Source organism: Actinacidiphila sp. bgisy167 (assembly GCF_057707665.1).
This window is the reverse complement of the sequence record NZ_JBYIQP010000123.1, coordinates 1-13,228: the sequence shown is the minus strand read 5'-3', so window position 1 is coordinate 13,228 and position 13,228 is coordinate 1. Positions and strand designations below refer to the sequence as shown.

Here is a 13,228-nt window from a genome sequence, read left to right as displayed (position 1 = left end):
ACCACCCCGCTGTCGGCGGCCAGAAGCCCGACGATGATGCGCATCGTGGTGGTCTTGCCGGCGCCGTTGCTGCCGACGAAGCCGAAGATGTCGCCTCCGTCGACCTGGAAGGACAGGGCGTCCAGGGCGATGTGGGAGCCGTAGTGCTTGGTGAGGTTGTCGATTTTGAGTGCTGTCACGGGGACTTCTCCTGCTGATGGGGCTTGAAGGTCGGCCGACGAGGCGCCGGCCTTTCCTCGTCGGAAGTACTTGCCGAAATGGAAACTGCATGCCAGGATGGAAACATGGACGCTGAGGAAGCACAGAAGAACCTGGCCGCCGCCCGCACCTCCTACGAGGCCTCGGTCACACCTGCCCTGCCCGCCTGGGCGCCTCCGGTCTGTGCGCTGATGATCGGCGCCGGAGTGGCCGTGGCCGGCATCGGCGCCGAGAGCGCCTGGGTGCGTGTGGCCGGCGTCCTGGTCGGCGTCGGCCTGGCCCTCGGCGCGCGCGTCCTGCTCAACCGCATCCGCGCCCGCCGCGGCGTGGTCGGCGTGCGCGGACCGGCCGCCCGTACCCAGTCCACCCTGGTCATCGCCGGCGCCGCATACGTCATCGGCGCCATGAACGCCACTCCGCAGACCCGCTGGGCCTTCCTCGCCATGGGCGCCGTCGTCGGCGCCATCGTCTGGGTGTCGCTGGCGAAGAAGGTGCGCAGGTAATGGACGGCCTCGATGAGGCCTTCCGTTCGTCGACCCGGCTGAGGATCGCCGCGTTCCTCTCCGGGTGCGACGAGGCGGAGTTCCGGGCCGTACAGGAGTACTGCGAACTGACCGCCCCGACCCTGTCCAAACACGCGGCCGCCCTGGAGAGCGCGGGTTATGTGGAAGTCCGCAAGGGCCACGTCGGCAAGACCCCCCGCACCTGGCTGACCCTGACCGACAATGGACGCGCCGCCCTGGCCGGCCACCTGGCCGAACTGCAGAACATCGCCGTCACCGCAGCACGGCATGGCAACGACCACCGCGCCTGAACGACTGCACCGGCGGGTGGGCAAACACGGCTGCGGCGCGGCCGCCCGGCAATTGCGCCGGGGGGCCGCACCACGGGTGGCCATCAGGAGATGACCGATACAGGCAGGATGCTCACCGCAAGTCCACTGTCACGACTTGCCGGCGCGGTCGCCACGCGAGCCCATACCGCTTCCTCGGACGGGGCAACGAACTCGGTGAGTTCATCGGCGCCGAGGTAGTGCATGTACCCGGAGAGAAGTTTCTCTTTCACGATCGGCACATCCTTCACGCATGGCTGCTGAAGCCAGATCAGCAGCCGTTCTGCACGGTCAGCGAGATGCTCGCTCCCACAACCGCGCCGGACACGGCCCAGCTGACGGACTCGACCGAGGCAGGGGCCTCGCCGGTGGCGGCGGTGCCGTACTCGTCCGCGGTGGTGTAGGCGGCGTAGCCAGCGATGAGCTTCTCGTTCATTTTCGGAACCCTTTCCAGCGAATGTCAGTTGGTCAAGCAGGACTAATCCAGGCGATCAGCACTTGTCGACAACCGACATGATGGAGAGGGCCACCGAGGCGATGGAGATGCCCACGGTCTCCGCGGACGCGGGGGCCTCGCCGGTGGCGGCGGTGCCGTACTCGTCCGCGGTGGTGTAGGCGGCGTAGCCAGCGATGAGCTTCTCGTTCATTTCAACTCCCAGTGTGTTTTGTTCTCCTTGGTGCCAGCAGCCTGGCCGCTTTTCTTTCGGCCTGCGGTTGCTGACGAGAAGAGTTCACCACTGTGGCGATCAGCCGGTCGAGAGCCGTTTCCACGGTGCTTGACCGAAAATCCGCTCTACCTTCGGAGTTCGCCGTTCAAGAGAAACTTTCGCCGGTTAGTTGATGCCGGAACTCAGCCGGCCTCCCGGGCGGCCTTGGCCGCCGCGACCCGCTCGGCGCGCTCCTGCATGACCTCCTGGATCCCCTCCATGCCCATGGGGTCGAAGCTCACGAGCTCGGGCAGCGACTTGATGCCGGAGATCAGGCTGATGAAGCCCACCCGGGAGTTCTCGATGTAGGTGCGCCCGATGGCCTGGGCCCGCTCCATGTACTCCTCCCGCAGCCGCGTAGGGTCCATGAAGTACCGCACATAGGCCAGGATGTCGCGGTACAGCTGCTGGTAGACGTCGTTGAACCGGCCCAGCGCCTGCTCCCCGAGGCTCGCATCGTCCAGGACCGCGTCCAGCGCCCGGGCGGCCAGCCAGGCGCCCGAGGTCCCCAGCCACACGCCGGAGGAGAACAGCGGGTCGATGAAGCACGCCGCGTCCCCCACCGCCACCCAGCCCGGCCCGAAGAAGCGCGCGCTGACGTGCGACCAGTCGCGGGCGGTGCGCATCTCGCCGGCATCGGCAGGATCGACCATCGTCTTGGCTATACGGCTGGCCGCCAAGCCCTCCAGGAAGACCTCGGTGCGCGAGCGCCCCTGGGCGGTGGCATCGGCGAGCTGGCTGGCCGGCAGAACGTAGCCCAGGCTCAGCTCGGTCTCCGACAGCGGGATGCCCCACATCCAGCCGCCGCCCTCGATGGCCTCCACCAGAATGTCGTCAGGCGCCTCCAGCGGCGTGAACCGCTGGAAGTAGGTCCACACCGCCACATTGCGCAGGTCCTCCTGGAAGGTCACCTCGGTGAGCTTGCGCGTCATGGTGCGGTTCTGGCCCGAGGCGTCGACCGTGTAGGCCGCGCTGGCGCGATGCGTCATGCCCTCGTGCTTGTAGACGACGCCGGTCACCGTGCCCTGCTCGTCCTGGACGACGTCGCTGACGTGCGCCTGCTCCAGGACCGTGGCCCCGAGCTTGCGGGCGTTATCCAGCAGCAGCTGGTCGAACTCGTCACGCTTGACGTGCCAGGAGTGGTCGTACAGGCCGCCTGTGGCGCTGAAGTCGGTGCGCCAGGGCTGCGGGTCGGCGCCCCACACCAGGTTGATGCCGGTCTTGCGCTGGAAGCGGGCCTCGAGCTCGTCCACCAGACCAAGCTCCTCCATGACCGGGATCATCCCGGTGACCATGGACTCGCCGATGTGGTAGCGCGGGAAGGACTCCCGCTCCAGGACCAGCACGTTGCGGCCGCGCTTGGCCAGCAGGCCAGCCAGGGTGGCACCGGCGGGGCCGCCGCCGATGACGATGACGTCGAACTGGGATGCCTCGGACATGAGCAGTGCCTTTCGTCGAGAGGCGGGGTCAGAAGGTGGGCAGGACGTCCACGAGCGGCGAGGACAGGTTGCGGGCGGGTTCGGCCGGATCGATGTCGGCGTCGATGAACGCCGCCACCAGGCACTCCTCAAGCGACTCGGTCGACCCGGGCGGAAGCGTGGCGTGCCGCACCAGCGCCTCGGCCAGTACGTGCGTGCGGTGCTGGCCAAAGCTCATGCCGCGGCGTGCCGGGCGCTGGTCGTTGGGCTCGAAGGCACACGCCACCGACTCGGTCAGCGGACGAGCGAACGGAGAGGTGCCAGAGGCAAGGAGCCCGGTGGACTGCAGATGCTCGGCGCAGGCCCGGGCCCTCTTCCAGCCCGGGCGCGGCAGATAGATGACGAGTGCGTCGGTGCGCGGGTACAGCAGCGGAGAGGAGGAGATCTTCGCCCGCCACGGCGTTCTGGCCCGGTCCAGGAAGCCGACCGTCTCGCGCCACACCGGCACGGCGGCCTCTGGGTCGGTCAGGTGGGCATACAGCCGCAGCGAAGGACCGGTGCCGGTGGGAGCCTGGGAGCCGGCGAGGAAGAAGCCGGGGGACAGACCCGGGCGCGCTGCCGGGACGAGAACCTGAGCAGTCGTCTGCCCGCCCTCGCACAGGGACGACGAGGGGACGGAGACCCGCAGCCCGTCCAAGATCACTGTTGTGTGTTCCGCGCCGCTGCCCACCACCGTCGCCTCACGGGTGAGCGTGCGGCCCTCCAGCACCTGGCTCAGCCGTGCGTCGAAGGCCGCGTCCCGCCACGTGCGGGGGGTGGCCTCCAGAGGCGTGCTGCGCCCGGTGTGCAGGGTCTGGTACAGCACCGAGGCCAGCTGGGAGATAAGCGCCTGCGGGCTGCTGCTCTCGTAGACCTCCCCGCCGGTCTCGGCCCGGTGCCCGCCATCGAAGACCTTCACCTCATCCAGCAGGCCGGCAACGCGCGCAGCCAGATTCAACGTGGTGGGCATCAGGCCTCCAAACCAAGAGTCGTGGTGAACTCGGCCGGGGACAGCAGGACCGTGCGTCCGATGCCCGCCGCAGCCTTGTTGATGGGCGACAGACGTGCGGAGGACTGCGCCGCGGCGAGCATGCGGTCGAGCATGTGCCATCCGGCATAGGCGGCCGCGCGAGAGGCCAAAGCCGTGTCCGCGCGCACCGCTTCCGGCGCGGCGGCGAGGTAGGCACGGTAGAAGGCGCGCACCAGCGGGGCGCAGCGTTCGACCTCCACCGCGCCGGTGGACACGATCTCCTCGTGGGTGACGGTGTGGCCGACGGGGGAGGCCTCGGCGAGCGCGCCGGGGATGCGGGTGGCTGCCTGGTAGAGCCACTCCCCGGCAAAGGCGCCCACGTCCCGGGCCGGGTCGCCCAGGCGCGTCTCCTCGAAGTCGGTCAAGAACAGCCGGTCGCCGGCCCGCAGGAACTGGTCGACGCGCAGGTCCCCGTGGACCGGGCACCGGGCGGCCGCCGTGCCTGCCCTGTCGGCCGCACGCAGTGTGTGCAGCGCCTCGATCAGGGCTGTGTCGGCGTGCAGGAGCCGCCACATCTCCAGCTCGGCGAACGAGGCGTTGGCGTAGCGCTGCAGCGGCAGCGCGGCCAGCAGGCCCAGCGGCGGCAGCGGGTGCTCGTCGGTGTCGAAGCCGGTGGGATCGAGCCCGTGCAGCCGCGCCACGAGGGCGCCGGCCTGCTCGGCGAGTGTCTCGTCGAAGGCGTCGTCGGCCAGCAGCTCGGCGCCGTTCTCGGCGTCCTCGAGATAGGCGAAGGCGACCAGGCCGTTGTCCACATCGCAGCCCAGCACCTCGGGGGTGGCCAGGCGGTCACGGCCGGCCTCCCACACCAGTTGGGTGCGGTGCATGCGGGCGGAGCGGGTCGTGTCGGTCGCGGTGCCGAACTGCTTGACGAAGACGTGAGCCCCGTTTTCGGTGGTGCCGGCCCAGTTGTCATTGCGGCCGCGGGGACTGGTGACCGTGTGCGGGTCGAAGGTTCCCAGATTCAGCCGGCTCAGCAGCGCGTTCACATGCGGCACGCCTGCGAGGTCGACCGGCTGGAAACGGGGGGCCCGTTCTCGAATGCCGATGCTTTTCGCCATGCCATGGACCATAAGGACGCCCCCGAAGCGGCCGCAACGCTCAACTTTCCCCGTTAGTTGACGCTCAGGTTTGAAAACCCTGCTCCGTGGCTTCAAGACTGTGTGTGGGGCGCAACAAAAGGTTGCCACACCGGTTCGACTCTTCTTGAATCCGGTGCCATGGCCGAAGTGAGGACTCGTCAACTGCCGAACGGTCTAAGGGTCGTGGCACAGCGAACACCGGGTGTTTCCGGTGTCGGAATATCAGTGCATTACCGGGTGGGATTTCGCAGCGAGCCGCTGTCGCGAAGCGGTTTTGCCCATCTGTTCGAGCACATGATGTTCCAGGGCTCGCTCAACGTCGCGCGCGGTGAGCATTTCGCGCGCATTCAGGAATGGGGAGGGACGGTCAACGGGCACACGTTCCCCGACCACACCGACTACTACCAAGTGGTGCCCGCCCACCAGCTGGACCAGGTGCTGGCCATGGAGGCCGACCGCATGGCGCACCTGCGCGTCGACCAGCGCAACCTCGACACCCAGCGCGACGTCGTCAAGCAGGAGATCGCGCTGCAGGTCGACGGCAAGCCCTACGGCGGCTTCCCCTGGACCGTCCTGCCCCAGGCCCTGTACGAGCTGTGGGCCAATGCGCACAACGGCTACGGAGAACTCGCCGATCTCGATGCCGGCACCGTCGAGGACTGCCAGGCCTTCTACACCGCCCACTACGGCCCGGGCAACGCGGTCGTGGCCCTGTGCGCCGACACCGTCGCCACCGGCCTGCTCGACGCCGCCACCCGGCACTTCACCGACCTGCCGGCCCGCCCGGCGCCTCGCCCCGCCCCGCTGCAGGAGCCGATCCGCAAACCACAGCACACCACCCGCCGGGACGCCCTGGCCCCCCGCCCCGCCCTTGCCCTGGGACACCGCATGCCACCGGTGACCGATGACCTGCGCGACTACGCCGCCCATCTGGTCCTCTCCCAGATCCTCACCGGCGGCACCACCGGCCGGCTGACGCAACGCCTGGCTGCCCACGCGGCCCGAGTGGATTCAAGCGTCGGGTTCTTCGGCCCCCTCATGGCCACCGATCCCGACACCTTCGTCATCGTGGTTCACCGCCCCGACGAACTGCCGTCGGCCACCGCCGTCGACCTGATCCGTGACGAGCTGCGCACCCTGGCCGCAGACCTTCCGGCTGCCACCGTGCAGCAGGCCACCCACGCCGTGCAGCGCACGCTCTACCAGTCCCTGGACTCCCTGGCCTACCGCACCCGCGCGCTCGCCCGCGGCCAGCTGCTCTTCTCCCGCCCACTGATCATCGAAGACCTGGCGCAGGCCATCACGGCCGTGGACACCGACACCGTGCGCCGGACCGCATCCCACCTGGCCCAAGAAGACGGCAGCGCCGTGGTCGACCTGCTGCCCGCCCCGCGCCCTGAGGAGGCAGCGGCATGACGTCCCTAGCACCCCCGATCGACCTGATGCTGCCGCCCATCGACATCGTCGACCATCCCTGCGGCAACGGCGCGAACCTGGTTCTGTCCCCGCTGCCCACCGTCCCCCTGCTCCAGGCCCACCTGGCCCTCGAGGTCCCACTGCGTACCGCTGCGGACACGGCCGTCTGGGACGTGCTGGCGGCGACCCTGCCCGCCCTGCCCGCCTGCACCGCCTTCGAGACCGTGGGCGGGCAGGTCGCCGTCACCCGCCGCCAGCAGTGGCTCATGGTCTCCCTCACCTGCGCCGGCTCGCACACGGGCCCGCTGACAGACGCCCTGGCCGGCGTGCTGGCCTTCGACGCCACCGACGACGCCATCCACCAGGCCCGCACCAAGGCCGCACAGCAGGCCGCCCTGGTGGCGTCCGTCCCGGCCGTCGACTCCACTCGCCGACTGTGGCAGAACTACTACGGCCACCTCCCGCCCTACGCGGATCCCGTCGCCGATGCCACCCACATCCGGAGCGTCACCGCCGCCAACGTCCGCCGCGCCCACAAGGACCTGCGCCCGCAGCGCGCGCACCTCGTCGTCGTCGGCGACCTCGCCTCCCCACAACTGGCCACCCGCCTGGAAGACGTGCTGGCCTGCTGGCCCGACCCGCTTTCGAACACCGAAGAGCACCGGGCAAGCGCCCAGGCGCCGACGCACGACCGCGGCCCGCACCTGCAGCACCGCCCCGGCTGGGCCCAGACACACCTGCGCCTCGCCGCCCCCTGCACCACGCGAGGCGACCTGCCCCGGTTCGCGGCCGCCCAGGTGGCCTCCCTGCTCCTGGGCGGAAACTTCTCCTCCCGCATCAACACCGACCTCAGAGAACGCCACGGCCTGGCCTACCGCACGTCCGCGACTTTGACCGACCACCTGGACAGCGACGTCATCGTCATCGAAGCCGACGTGGCCCCGCCCCACGCGTTCACCGCCTGGCACAGGCTGCAGCAGATCCTGACCACGTTCGCCCAGGACGGCCCCACCGACCAGGAACTGCAGACGGCAGTACGCCACACCGTCGGCAAGTACACCCTCGGTTTGGGCGAACAGACCACCCGCGCCGCCTGCCTGATGTCCTACCTCACCTCGGGCCTCGGCCCGGCAGGCGTCACCGAAGTCCCACAGGCGATCGCCGCCCTGTCCCGGGCCGACGTAACCGACATCGCCCGCCTCTGGCACCCGTCCCGCATGCACGGCCTTCTCTGCGGCGACCTGTCCGCCGACCCCCACGCCGCCGCCCTGACCTGACCCCTTGCCAGACCGCCCGACAACGCGCCCCCAGCGCGCACACGGTCGGCCAGAAGGACTCACACCATGCCAACCACCAGCGTCATCTACGCAGCCATGCCCACCGAACTGGGCAGCGTCGTCTCCTACGCCCGCCTGGCCGAACAAACCTCGAGCAACCGCCTGTGGTGCGGCCAGACCCTCACCATGGAGACCCATCACCTCTTCGCCGCCCTGAGCACACTGGGACTGGACCTGGCCTACGGCACGGCCGTCTCCGTCATGCCCATGCGCCATCCGCTCACCGCCGCACTCAACGCCCGCTCCGCCGCAGCCCTCTCCCAGCGGCCGTTCGTCGCCGGCATCGGGCCGGGCGCCGCAGTCCTGCAAGAGCGCCTGCTGGGCTCGCCCTACAACAATCCCGTGCGCACCACTCGCCAATACGCCACCATGCTGCGCACCCTTGCCAACAACGGCGTCGCCGAGGCGAGCGAGGGCCCTTGGGCCACCAGCGGCATCAACCTGCCCGGCCTGGAGACCCCGCCCGTCGAAGTGGGCCTGGGCGTGCTGCGCGAATCTATGGCCCGCCTGGCAGGCGAGATCGCCGACTGGGCCATCACCTGGCTCACCCCCGCGTCCTGGATCGCCGACCGCATCGCCCCGGCCCTGCGCGCCGGCCACGCACGCGCCGATGCCTCCCGCCCGCTGCCCAAACTCGCCGCGGTCGTGCAGTGCGCCGTCCAACGCCCGGGCCGCGACCTTGTCCACATCGCCCAACGCGCCGCCGGCACCCACCTCTCCGCGCCCCACTACACCGACATGCTGCAGCAGGCGGGCGTACCGGCCGACGCCGCCGACCCCGACAAGGGCGCCCGCCTGCTGGTGGAGCACAACGTCCTGGTGCACGGCACCCCACAGCAGATCGCCGACCGGCTCGCCGACTTCCACGCCGCCGGCGTCGACGAGGTCATCGTCAACGTCGGCGGCGTCCACCTGGCCGAAGGCGCCGGCGCCGCACTGAACGACCTCTCGGCCATCCTCAGCGCAGTCGAGGAACGGGAGCAGAAGCGATGACCTCCGCCCAGCCCTTCGTCCCCGACACGCCCCCCGCCCTGAACGCCACGCGTCTGCTGTACGTGGCCACCGGCGGCGTCCAGACCATGTTCGTGCCCATGTGGCTGCGGTGGCTGCACAACAGCTACCCCCAGCTGGACATCCGCTGCGTCATGACCCGATCAGCCCGGCGCTTCGCCGGAGTGACCGCCGTCGCCGCCGCCAACGGCGGCCAACCGCCCATGATCGACGTCTGGCCGGACGAGCCGCACAGCGCCCTGCACGTCGAGCTGGCCGCCTGGCCCGACGCGATCCTCGTCCACCCGGCGACCCTCCACTTCACCGCCCGCCTCGCCCTGGGCCTGGCGGACACCCCCACACTGCTGGCACTGCAGTGCACCCAGGCCCCGCTCGTGGTGTGCCCGGCCCTGCCGCCCGGCGGCCACCTCAACCCCACCTACCAGCAACACGTCATCGCCCTGGCCGAACGCGACAACGTCAGCGTCCTCCCGCCCATCAGCGGTGTCAGCATGTCCACCGGCGAAGAGGGCCTGGGCACCGCCGCCCTCCTGCCCCACGCCGTGGCCGCCCTGGAAGACTTGCGCTCCTGGCAGCAGGAGGCTGCCGCATGACCCTCCCCCTCCTGGCCGACAGCAACGTCATCAACGAGTCCGGGACCGGCTACCAGATCACCCGCGTCCTGCAGACCCCCGACCGACGGCTGCTGTGGCAGCGCAGCCCGGGCCGCGATAACCCCGAAACCTACCCACCGATCCCCGCAAGCGCCCTCGCCCGGCTGACCGCGCTTGACACGCCGACCCTGCGCTTCGCCGCGCCCCTGCACGCCACCCCCACCCAACACACCTGGCAGGTGCACGGCCGTTACAGCTTCGCCGCCCTGATGGTGCCCGCCGAAAACGACAGCGACGACCGCCTCACCTGCCTGATCACCAATCTGGGCAGCCGACTGCGCACACTGCACGACACCTCGGCCGGCACCGGCGACGACCTCGGCCCCCCGCGCAGCCATGAACGCCTGCACCACTACCTCACCAGCGGCCGCGGACCGCGCGCCGCCGCCGCCTTCCACTACCGGCTGCGCACCCAACTGGGCACCGCACGCTGGACCACCCTGCAGGACTACACCGAGCACATGCGCACCCGCCCGGACCCGCACAGCACCGTCCTGCTGCACGGATGGTGCTCCCTGGGCAGCCTCGTCGTACCCGACCCGCCCCACCTGCAGCCGGACACCGCCCCCCAACCGCCCGCCGCCCACCTGCTCACCGGCAGCGAGATTGCCGCAGGCCACCGCGAGACGGACCTGTCCTGCCTGCTGGGCGAGCTGATCGAGTACACCGCCGCGGCCCGTCACGCTGGCCTCGACTGGCCCCTGCCCGACCGCCTGCGCACGGCCCTCCTCAACGCCTACGGCGATAACTTCGACGACGCCACCCTCGCCGCAGGCTGCATCGTCCGCATCGCCACCCACGCCCTGGCCGTCGCCGCCTTCCATGGCTGGAACGACCAGCTCCACGGCTACATACCCATGCTGGCCGAGCTCCTCGAGAACGACGGACACGCCGCGCTCACCAGCACCTACTAAACCGCCCGACACCGCACCGACCACCCGCAGAGGGGACAGTCATGCCACGAGTACCTGTGCTGCCGGCCGAGGAGAAAGCGCGCATCGTCCTGGACCTGCTCGCAGGACGCATCACCTTGTCGCAGGCCGCCCTCCACGCCGGCGTGTCCGCACAGTCCATATCTGTCTGGCGCCGCCAGTTCATAGAGGCCGGCCACGTAGGGCTCCAGCCCCCCGCCCAGCAATCGACCGCCACACGCCGTGAGCGGGAGCTCCTCGGGGAGATCAAGGGCCTCAAAACCGCCCTGGGCGAGGCCCACCTCGCCCTGCGCGCCACCTCCACGCGCCGCATGTTCAACGCCCGCTGACCATCTCTCGCCCGCCCGCGGCTGGCCACCACACTCTCAGGGAGAACCATGTCCCGCAGAAAACCATCCGAAGCCTCCCCGTCTCCGGCCGCGCCCTCGGCCACCCTCCAGCTGCGGCGCGAACTGCTGGCGCAGCCTGGCCCCTTGGCGGCCGCCGTCCTGCTGGCGCTGGTCGCCACCGCCGCCGGTCTGTCAGTACCCCTGCTGGTCAAGGACATCATCACCCGCTTCGCCACCGACCAGTCCTTGACCACCCCCATCACCTGGATGTGCGTCGCGGCAGTGGTCGGAGCCGCCACACAGGCCGCCTCCGGCTTCCTCCTCGCCCGCACTGGCGAGCAGATGATCTACCGCATCCGCACCCGCGTCATGGACCACGCCCTGCGCCTTCCCATGGCGCGAATGCGCGCCGAGGGCGTCGGCAACCTCACCACCCGTATCACCTCCGACGCCCTCCTCATGCGACAGGTCGTCGACGTCGGCGCGCAGATGCCCCTCTCGGCCCTGACCGTCGTGTTCACCCTCGGCGTGATGGCCTGGATCGACTGGGTCCTCACCCTGGTGACCGTCGCCTCGCTGGCCATCGTCACCATCGTCCTCACCATGATCATCAGCCGGGTCAAGGACAACGTCACCGGCCAGCAGAACGCCATCGGCCGCATCGCGCAGCGCTTCACGGCAAGCTTGGAGTCGCTGACGACCATCAAGGCCTACCGCGCCGAGCGCCTGGCCCTGCGCGGCCTGTCACACGACGCCGACGAACTGCGGGCCGTCTCCGTGGAGGGCGCCAAGCTGCAGACCGCGATCCCGCCGGTGACCGCCCTGGGCAACCAGTTCGCCATGATCGCGGTAATCCTCACCGGCGGCTCACGCATGGCCGCCGGCGACCTCAGCATCGCCGACTTCGCTGCCTTCATCCTCTACATCCTCCAGGCCATCCCCCCGGCCACAGCCCTGACCCAGGGCTTCGGCCGCATCCAGGCGGGCCTGGCCGCACGTAACCGCTGCAACGAACTCCTGGCGCTGCCTCAGGAAGCGGAAGCCACGAAGAACCTGCCCGAACCGGACGCCGTCCCCGGCAGCGACGCCATCGCCCTGCACGAGGTCACCTACACCCACCCGGGCGCGACGAGTCCCGCACTGCGCGGTACCTCCTTCACGACGAAACAGCGCGGCCTGACCGCAATCGTCGGCGCCTCGGGAGCCGGAAAGACCACAGCACTTTCGCTGATCGACCGCTTCGACACACCGGACAGCGGCCACGTCACCGTCCTCGGACACGACATCGACCAATGGCCACTGGAGGCCCTGCGCTCGCGTATCTCCTACGTCGACCAGAGCTTCACCCTGCTGGAGGCGACAGCCCGCGAGAACCTGCAACTGGGACGCACCACCCCGATCGCCGAAGAGGACATTCAGCACGCCCTGGAAGCAGTCGGCCTCCACGAGGACATCGCCCGCCTGCCACAAGGCCTGGACACGATGCTGGGACGCGCCATCAACCTCTCCGGAGGGCAGCGCCAGCGCATGGCCCTGGCCCGAGCCTTGCTCTCTCAGGCCGAGATCGTCCTGCTCGACGAACCCACCAGCCAGCTCGACGGCATCAACGAACAGCGCTTCCGAGCCGTGGTCGACGACCTGGCCCAAGAGCGCAGCGTGATCGTCGTCGCCCACCGGCTGTCCACCGTCCAGCACGCGGAACACGTCGTCGTGATGGACCAAGGCCAAGTCGTCGACGCCGGCCCTCACCACACGCTCATGGACCGCTGCGACGCCTACCGTGCCCTGGTGACCTCGCAGGTCATCGCCACCTCTCCCGACGCTCCGGTGTGTGAAGACGTGGCCGCAGCCGCCTGAGAAGAAACAAAGGACAGCGCGCCATCTCGCCCTGTCTTCACCCTCCGTCCGAACCCCGCCATGAAGGAGATGCCGTGGCACCGAGCACACTCTCACCCTCGCACTCACTGGCCATCGAAGTACTGGCGTGCGCAGCAGCCGCCGCCGTGGGAGCCGGCGCCGCGCTCGTTGCCAACCACCTTCACACCGGCCACCACATACGACTCCTGGTGCGCACGATCGCGACGCTCACACGCCCCTCATCGAAGTGAAAGCGCGTTGGTGCGGGGCCCGCTGGGCAGCGGTCCCCGCACCAATGTGATGAAGCTTCCCCTTGAGGGAAGCGAGAGCAACCGCAGCAGGCGGGGGTCTGCTGCAGCTTTGGGTGACAGGTTGGGACTGTAAAAAGAC

17 protein-coding genes are annotated in these 13,228 nt (G+C 69.7%); 10 read left to right on the top strand and 7 right to left on the bottom strand.

Translation table 11 applies throughout. The features are described from left to right. On the bottom strand, positions 1–179 hold a 179-nt coding region (locus AC3ET4_RS29035), incomplete at its 3' end, for an ATP-binding cassette domain-containing protein (protein WP_431954640.1). A gap of 105 nt (positions 180–284) precedes the next feature. On the opposite strand from AC3ET4_RS29035, the gene AC3ET4_RS29030 reads away from it, so the two are divergent. Both AC3ET4_RS29030 and AC3ET4_RS29025 read left to right on the top strand, forming a co-directional pair. After that, on the top strand, positions 285–701 hold the full coding sequence (locus AC3ET4_RS29030; RefSeq protein ID WP_431954638.1) for a hypothetical protein: 417 nt from the start codon (positions 285–287) through the stop codon (positions 699–701). Further along, positions 701–1,012 (top strand): transcriptional regulator, encoded by a 312-nt coding sequence (locus tag AC3ET4_RS29025; RefSeq protein WP_431954636.1) that lies wholly within the window; start codon positions 701–703, stop codon positions 1,010–1,012. The genes AC3ET4_RS29030 and AC3ET4_RS29025 overlap by 1 nt, the downstream gene beginning before the upstream one ends. A gap of 83 nt (positions 1,013–1,095) precedes the next feature. On the opposite strand, the gene AC3ET4_RS29020 is transcribed toward AC3ET4_RS29025, so the two are convergent. From AC3ET4_RS29020 to lxmK, 6 genes are all read right to left on the bottom strand, one after another. Continuing rightward, positions 1,096–1,263: a hypothetical protein gene (locus AC3ET4_RS29020; RefSeq protein WP_431954634.1), complete on the bottom strand. Its 168-nt coding sequence runs from the start codon at positions 1,261–1,263 to the stop codon at positions 1,096–1,098. A 38-nt stretch (positions 1,264–1,301) separates the two neighbouring features. Continuing rightward, on the bottom strand, positions 1,302–1,466 hold the full coding sequence (locus tag AC3ET4_RS29015) for an LxmA leader domain family RiPP (RefSeq protein ID WP_431954632.1): 165 nt from the start codon (positions 1,464–1,466) through the stop codon (positions 1,302–1,304). Between the two features lie 55 nt (positions 1,467–1,521). After that, positions 1,522–1,677 carry an LxmA leader domain family RiPP gene (locus AC3ET4_RS29010; protein ID WP_401522233.1) on the bottom strand — a complete coding sequence of 52 codons (156 nt, stop codon included), beginning with the start codon at positions 1,675–1,677 and terminating at the stop codon, positions 1,522–1,524. Positions 1,678–1,880: 203 nt separating this feature from the next. Further along, positions 1,881–3,176 (bottom strand): NAD(P)/FAD-dependent oxidoreductase, encoded by a 1,296-nt coding sequence (locus AC3ET4_RS29005; RefSeq protein ID WP_431954630.1) that lies wholly within the window; start codon positions 3,174–3,176, stop codon positions 1,881–1,883. Positions 3,177–3,204: 28 nt separating this feature from the next. After that, a complete protein-coding gene (locus AC3ET4_RS29000; RefSeq protein WP_431954628.1) occupies positions 3,205–4,164 on the bottom strand; it encodes a T3SS effector HopA1 family protein in 960 nt (319 codons plus the stop codon). Further along, positions 4,164–5,282 carry a class V lanthionine synthetase subunit LxmK gene (gene lxmK, locus AC3ET4_RS28995; RefSeq protein WP_431954626.1) on the bottom strand — a complete coding sequence of 373 codons (1,119 nt, stop codon included), beginning with the start codon at positions 5,280–5,282 and terminating at the stop codon, positions 4,164–4,166. Before lxmK ends, AC3ET4_RS29000 begins: the two co-directional genes overlap by 1 nt. A 159-nt stretch (positions 5,283–5,441) precedes the next feature. On the opposite strand from lxmK, the gene AC3ET4_RS28990 reads away from it, so the two are divergent. From AC3ET4_RS28990 to AC3ET4_RS28955, 8 genes are all read left to right on the top strand, one after another. Beyond that, entirely contained in the window at positions 5,442–6,719 is a 1,278-nt protein-coding gene (locus tag AC3ET4_RS28990) for a M16 family metallopeptidase (protein WP_431954624.1), read from the top strand. Next, positions 6,716–7,996, top strand: coding sequence for a M16 family metallopeptidase (locus AC3ET4_RS28985; protein WP_431954622.1), 1,281 nt, complete (start codon positions 6,716–6,718; stop codon positions 7,994–7,996). Before AC3ET4_RS28990 ends, AC3ET4_RS28985 begins: the two co-directional genes overlap by 4 nt. A gap of 66 nt (positions 7,997–8,062) precedes the next feature. After that, positions 8,063–9,049 carry an LLM class flavin-dependent oxidoreductase gene (locus tag AC3ET4_RS28980; protein WP_431954620.1) on the top strand — a complete coding sequence of 329 codons (987 nt, stop codon included), beginning with the start codon at positions 8,063–8,065 and terminating at the stop codon, positions 9,047–9,049. After that, entirely contained in the window at positions 9,046–9,660 is a 615-nt protein-coding gene (locus AC3ET4_RS28975; protein ID WP_431954618.1) for a flavoprotein, read from the top strand. Before AC3ET4_RS28980 ends, AC3ET4_RS28975 begins: the two co-directional genes overlap by 4 nt. Next, positions 9,657–10,634: a hypothetical protein gene (locus AC3ET4_RS28970; protein WP_431954616.1), complete on the top strand. Its 978-nt coding sequence runs from the start codon at positions 9,657–9,659 to the stop codon at positions 10,632–10,634. Before AC3ET4_RS28975 ends, AC3ET4_RS28970 begins: the two co-directional genes overlap by 4 nt. A gap of 41 nt (positions 10,635–10,675) precedes the next feature. Further along, on the top strand, positions 10,676–10,981 hold the full coding sequence (locus tag AC3ET4_RS28965; RefSeq protein ID WP_431954614.1) for a helix-turn-helix domain-containing protein: 306 nt from the start codon (positions 10,676–10,678) through the stop codon (positions 10,979–10,981). A 48-nt stretch (positions 10,982–11,029) separates the two neighbouring features. Further along, a complete protein-coding gene (locus AC3ET4_RS28960; RefSeq protein WP_431954612.1) occupies positions 11,030–12,838 on the top strand; it encodes an ABC transporter ATP-binding protein in 1,809 nt (602 codons plus the stop codon). A 74-nt stretch (positions 12,839–12,912) separates the two neighbouring features. Then, entirely contained in the window at positions 12,913–13,089 is a 177-nt protein-coding gene (locus AC3ET4_RS28955) for a hypothetical protein (RefSeq protein WP_431954610.1), read from the top strand. The last annotated feature ends 139 nt before the right edge of the window (positions 13,090–13,228 follow it).

Bases quoted from the DNA above. Each gene is read 5' to 3' on its own strand.
- AC3ET4_RS29030 (WP_431954638.1), top strand. From the start codon at position 285: ATGGACGCTGAGGAAGCACAGAAGAACCTGGCCGCCGCCCGCACCTCC.
- AC3ET4_RS29025 (WP_431954636.1), top strand. From the start codon at position 701: ATGGACGGCCTCGATGAGGCCTTCCGTTCGTCGACCCGGCTGAGGATC.
- AC3ET4_RS29015 (WP_431954632.1), bottom strand. From the start codon at position 1,466: ATGAACGAGAAGCTCATCGCTGGCTACGCCGCCTACACCACCGCGGAC.
- AC3ET4_RS29010 (WP_401522233.1), bottom strand. From the start codon at position 1,677: ATGAACGAGAAGCTCATCGCTGGCTACGCCGCCTACACCACCGCGGAC.
- AC3ET4_RS29005 (WP_431954630.1), bottom strand. From the start codon at position 3,176: ATGTCCGAGGCATCCCAGTTCGACGTCATCGTCATCGGCGGCGGCCCC.
- AC3ET4_RS29000 (WP_431954628.1), bottom strand. From the start codon at position 4,164: ATGCCCACCACGTTGAATCTGGCTGCGCGCGTTGCCGGCCTGCTGGAT.
- lxmK (WP_431954626.1), bottom strand. From the start codon at position 5,282: ATGGCGAAAAGCATCGGCATTCGAGAACGGGCCCCCCGTTTCCAGCCG.
- AC3ET4_RS28990 (WP_431954624.1), top strand. From the start codon at position 5,442: ATGGCCGAAGTGAGGACTCGTCAACTGCCGAACGGTCTAAGGGTCGTG.
- AC3ET4_RS28985 (WP_431954622.1), top strand. From the start codon at position 6,716: ATGACGTCCCTAGCACCCCCGATCGACCTGATGCTGCCGCCCATCGAC.
- AC3ET4_RS28980 (WP_431954620.1), top strand. From the start codon at position 8,063: ATGCCAACCACCAGCGTCATCTACGCAGCCATGCCCACCGAACTGGGC.
- AC3ET4_RS28975 (WP_431954618.1), top strand. From the start codon at position 9,046: ATGACCTCCGCCCAGCCCTTCGTCCCCGACACGCCCCCCGCCCTGAAC.
- AC3ET4_RS28970 (WP_431954616.1), top strand. From the start codon at position 9,657: ATGACCCTCCCCCTCCTGGCCGACAGCAACGTCATCAACGAGTCCGGG.
- AC3ET4_RS28965 (WP_431954614.1), top strand. From the start codon at position 10,676: ATGCCACGAGTACCTGTGCTGCCGGCCGAGGAGAAAGCGCGCATCGTC.
- AC3ET4_RS28960 (WP_431954612.1), top strand. From the start codon at position 11,030: ATGTCCCGCAGAAAACCATCCGAAGCCTCCCCGTCTCCGGCCGCGCCC.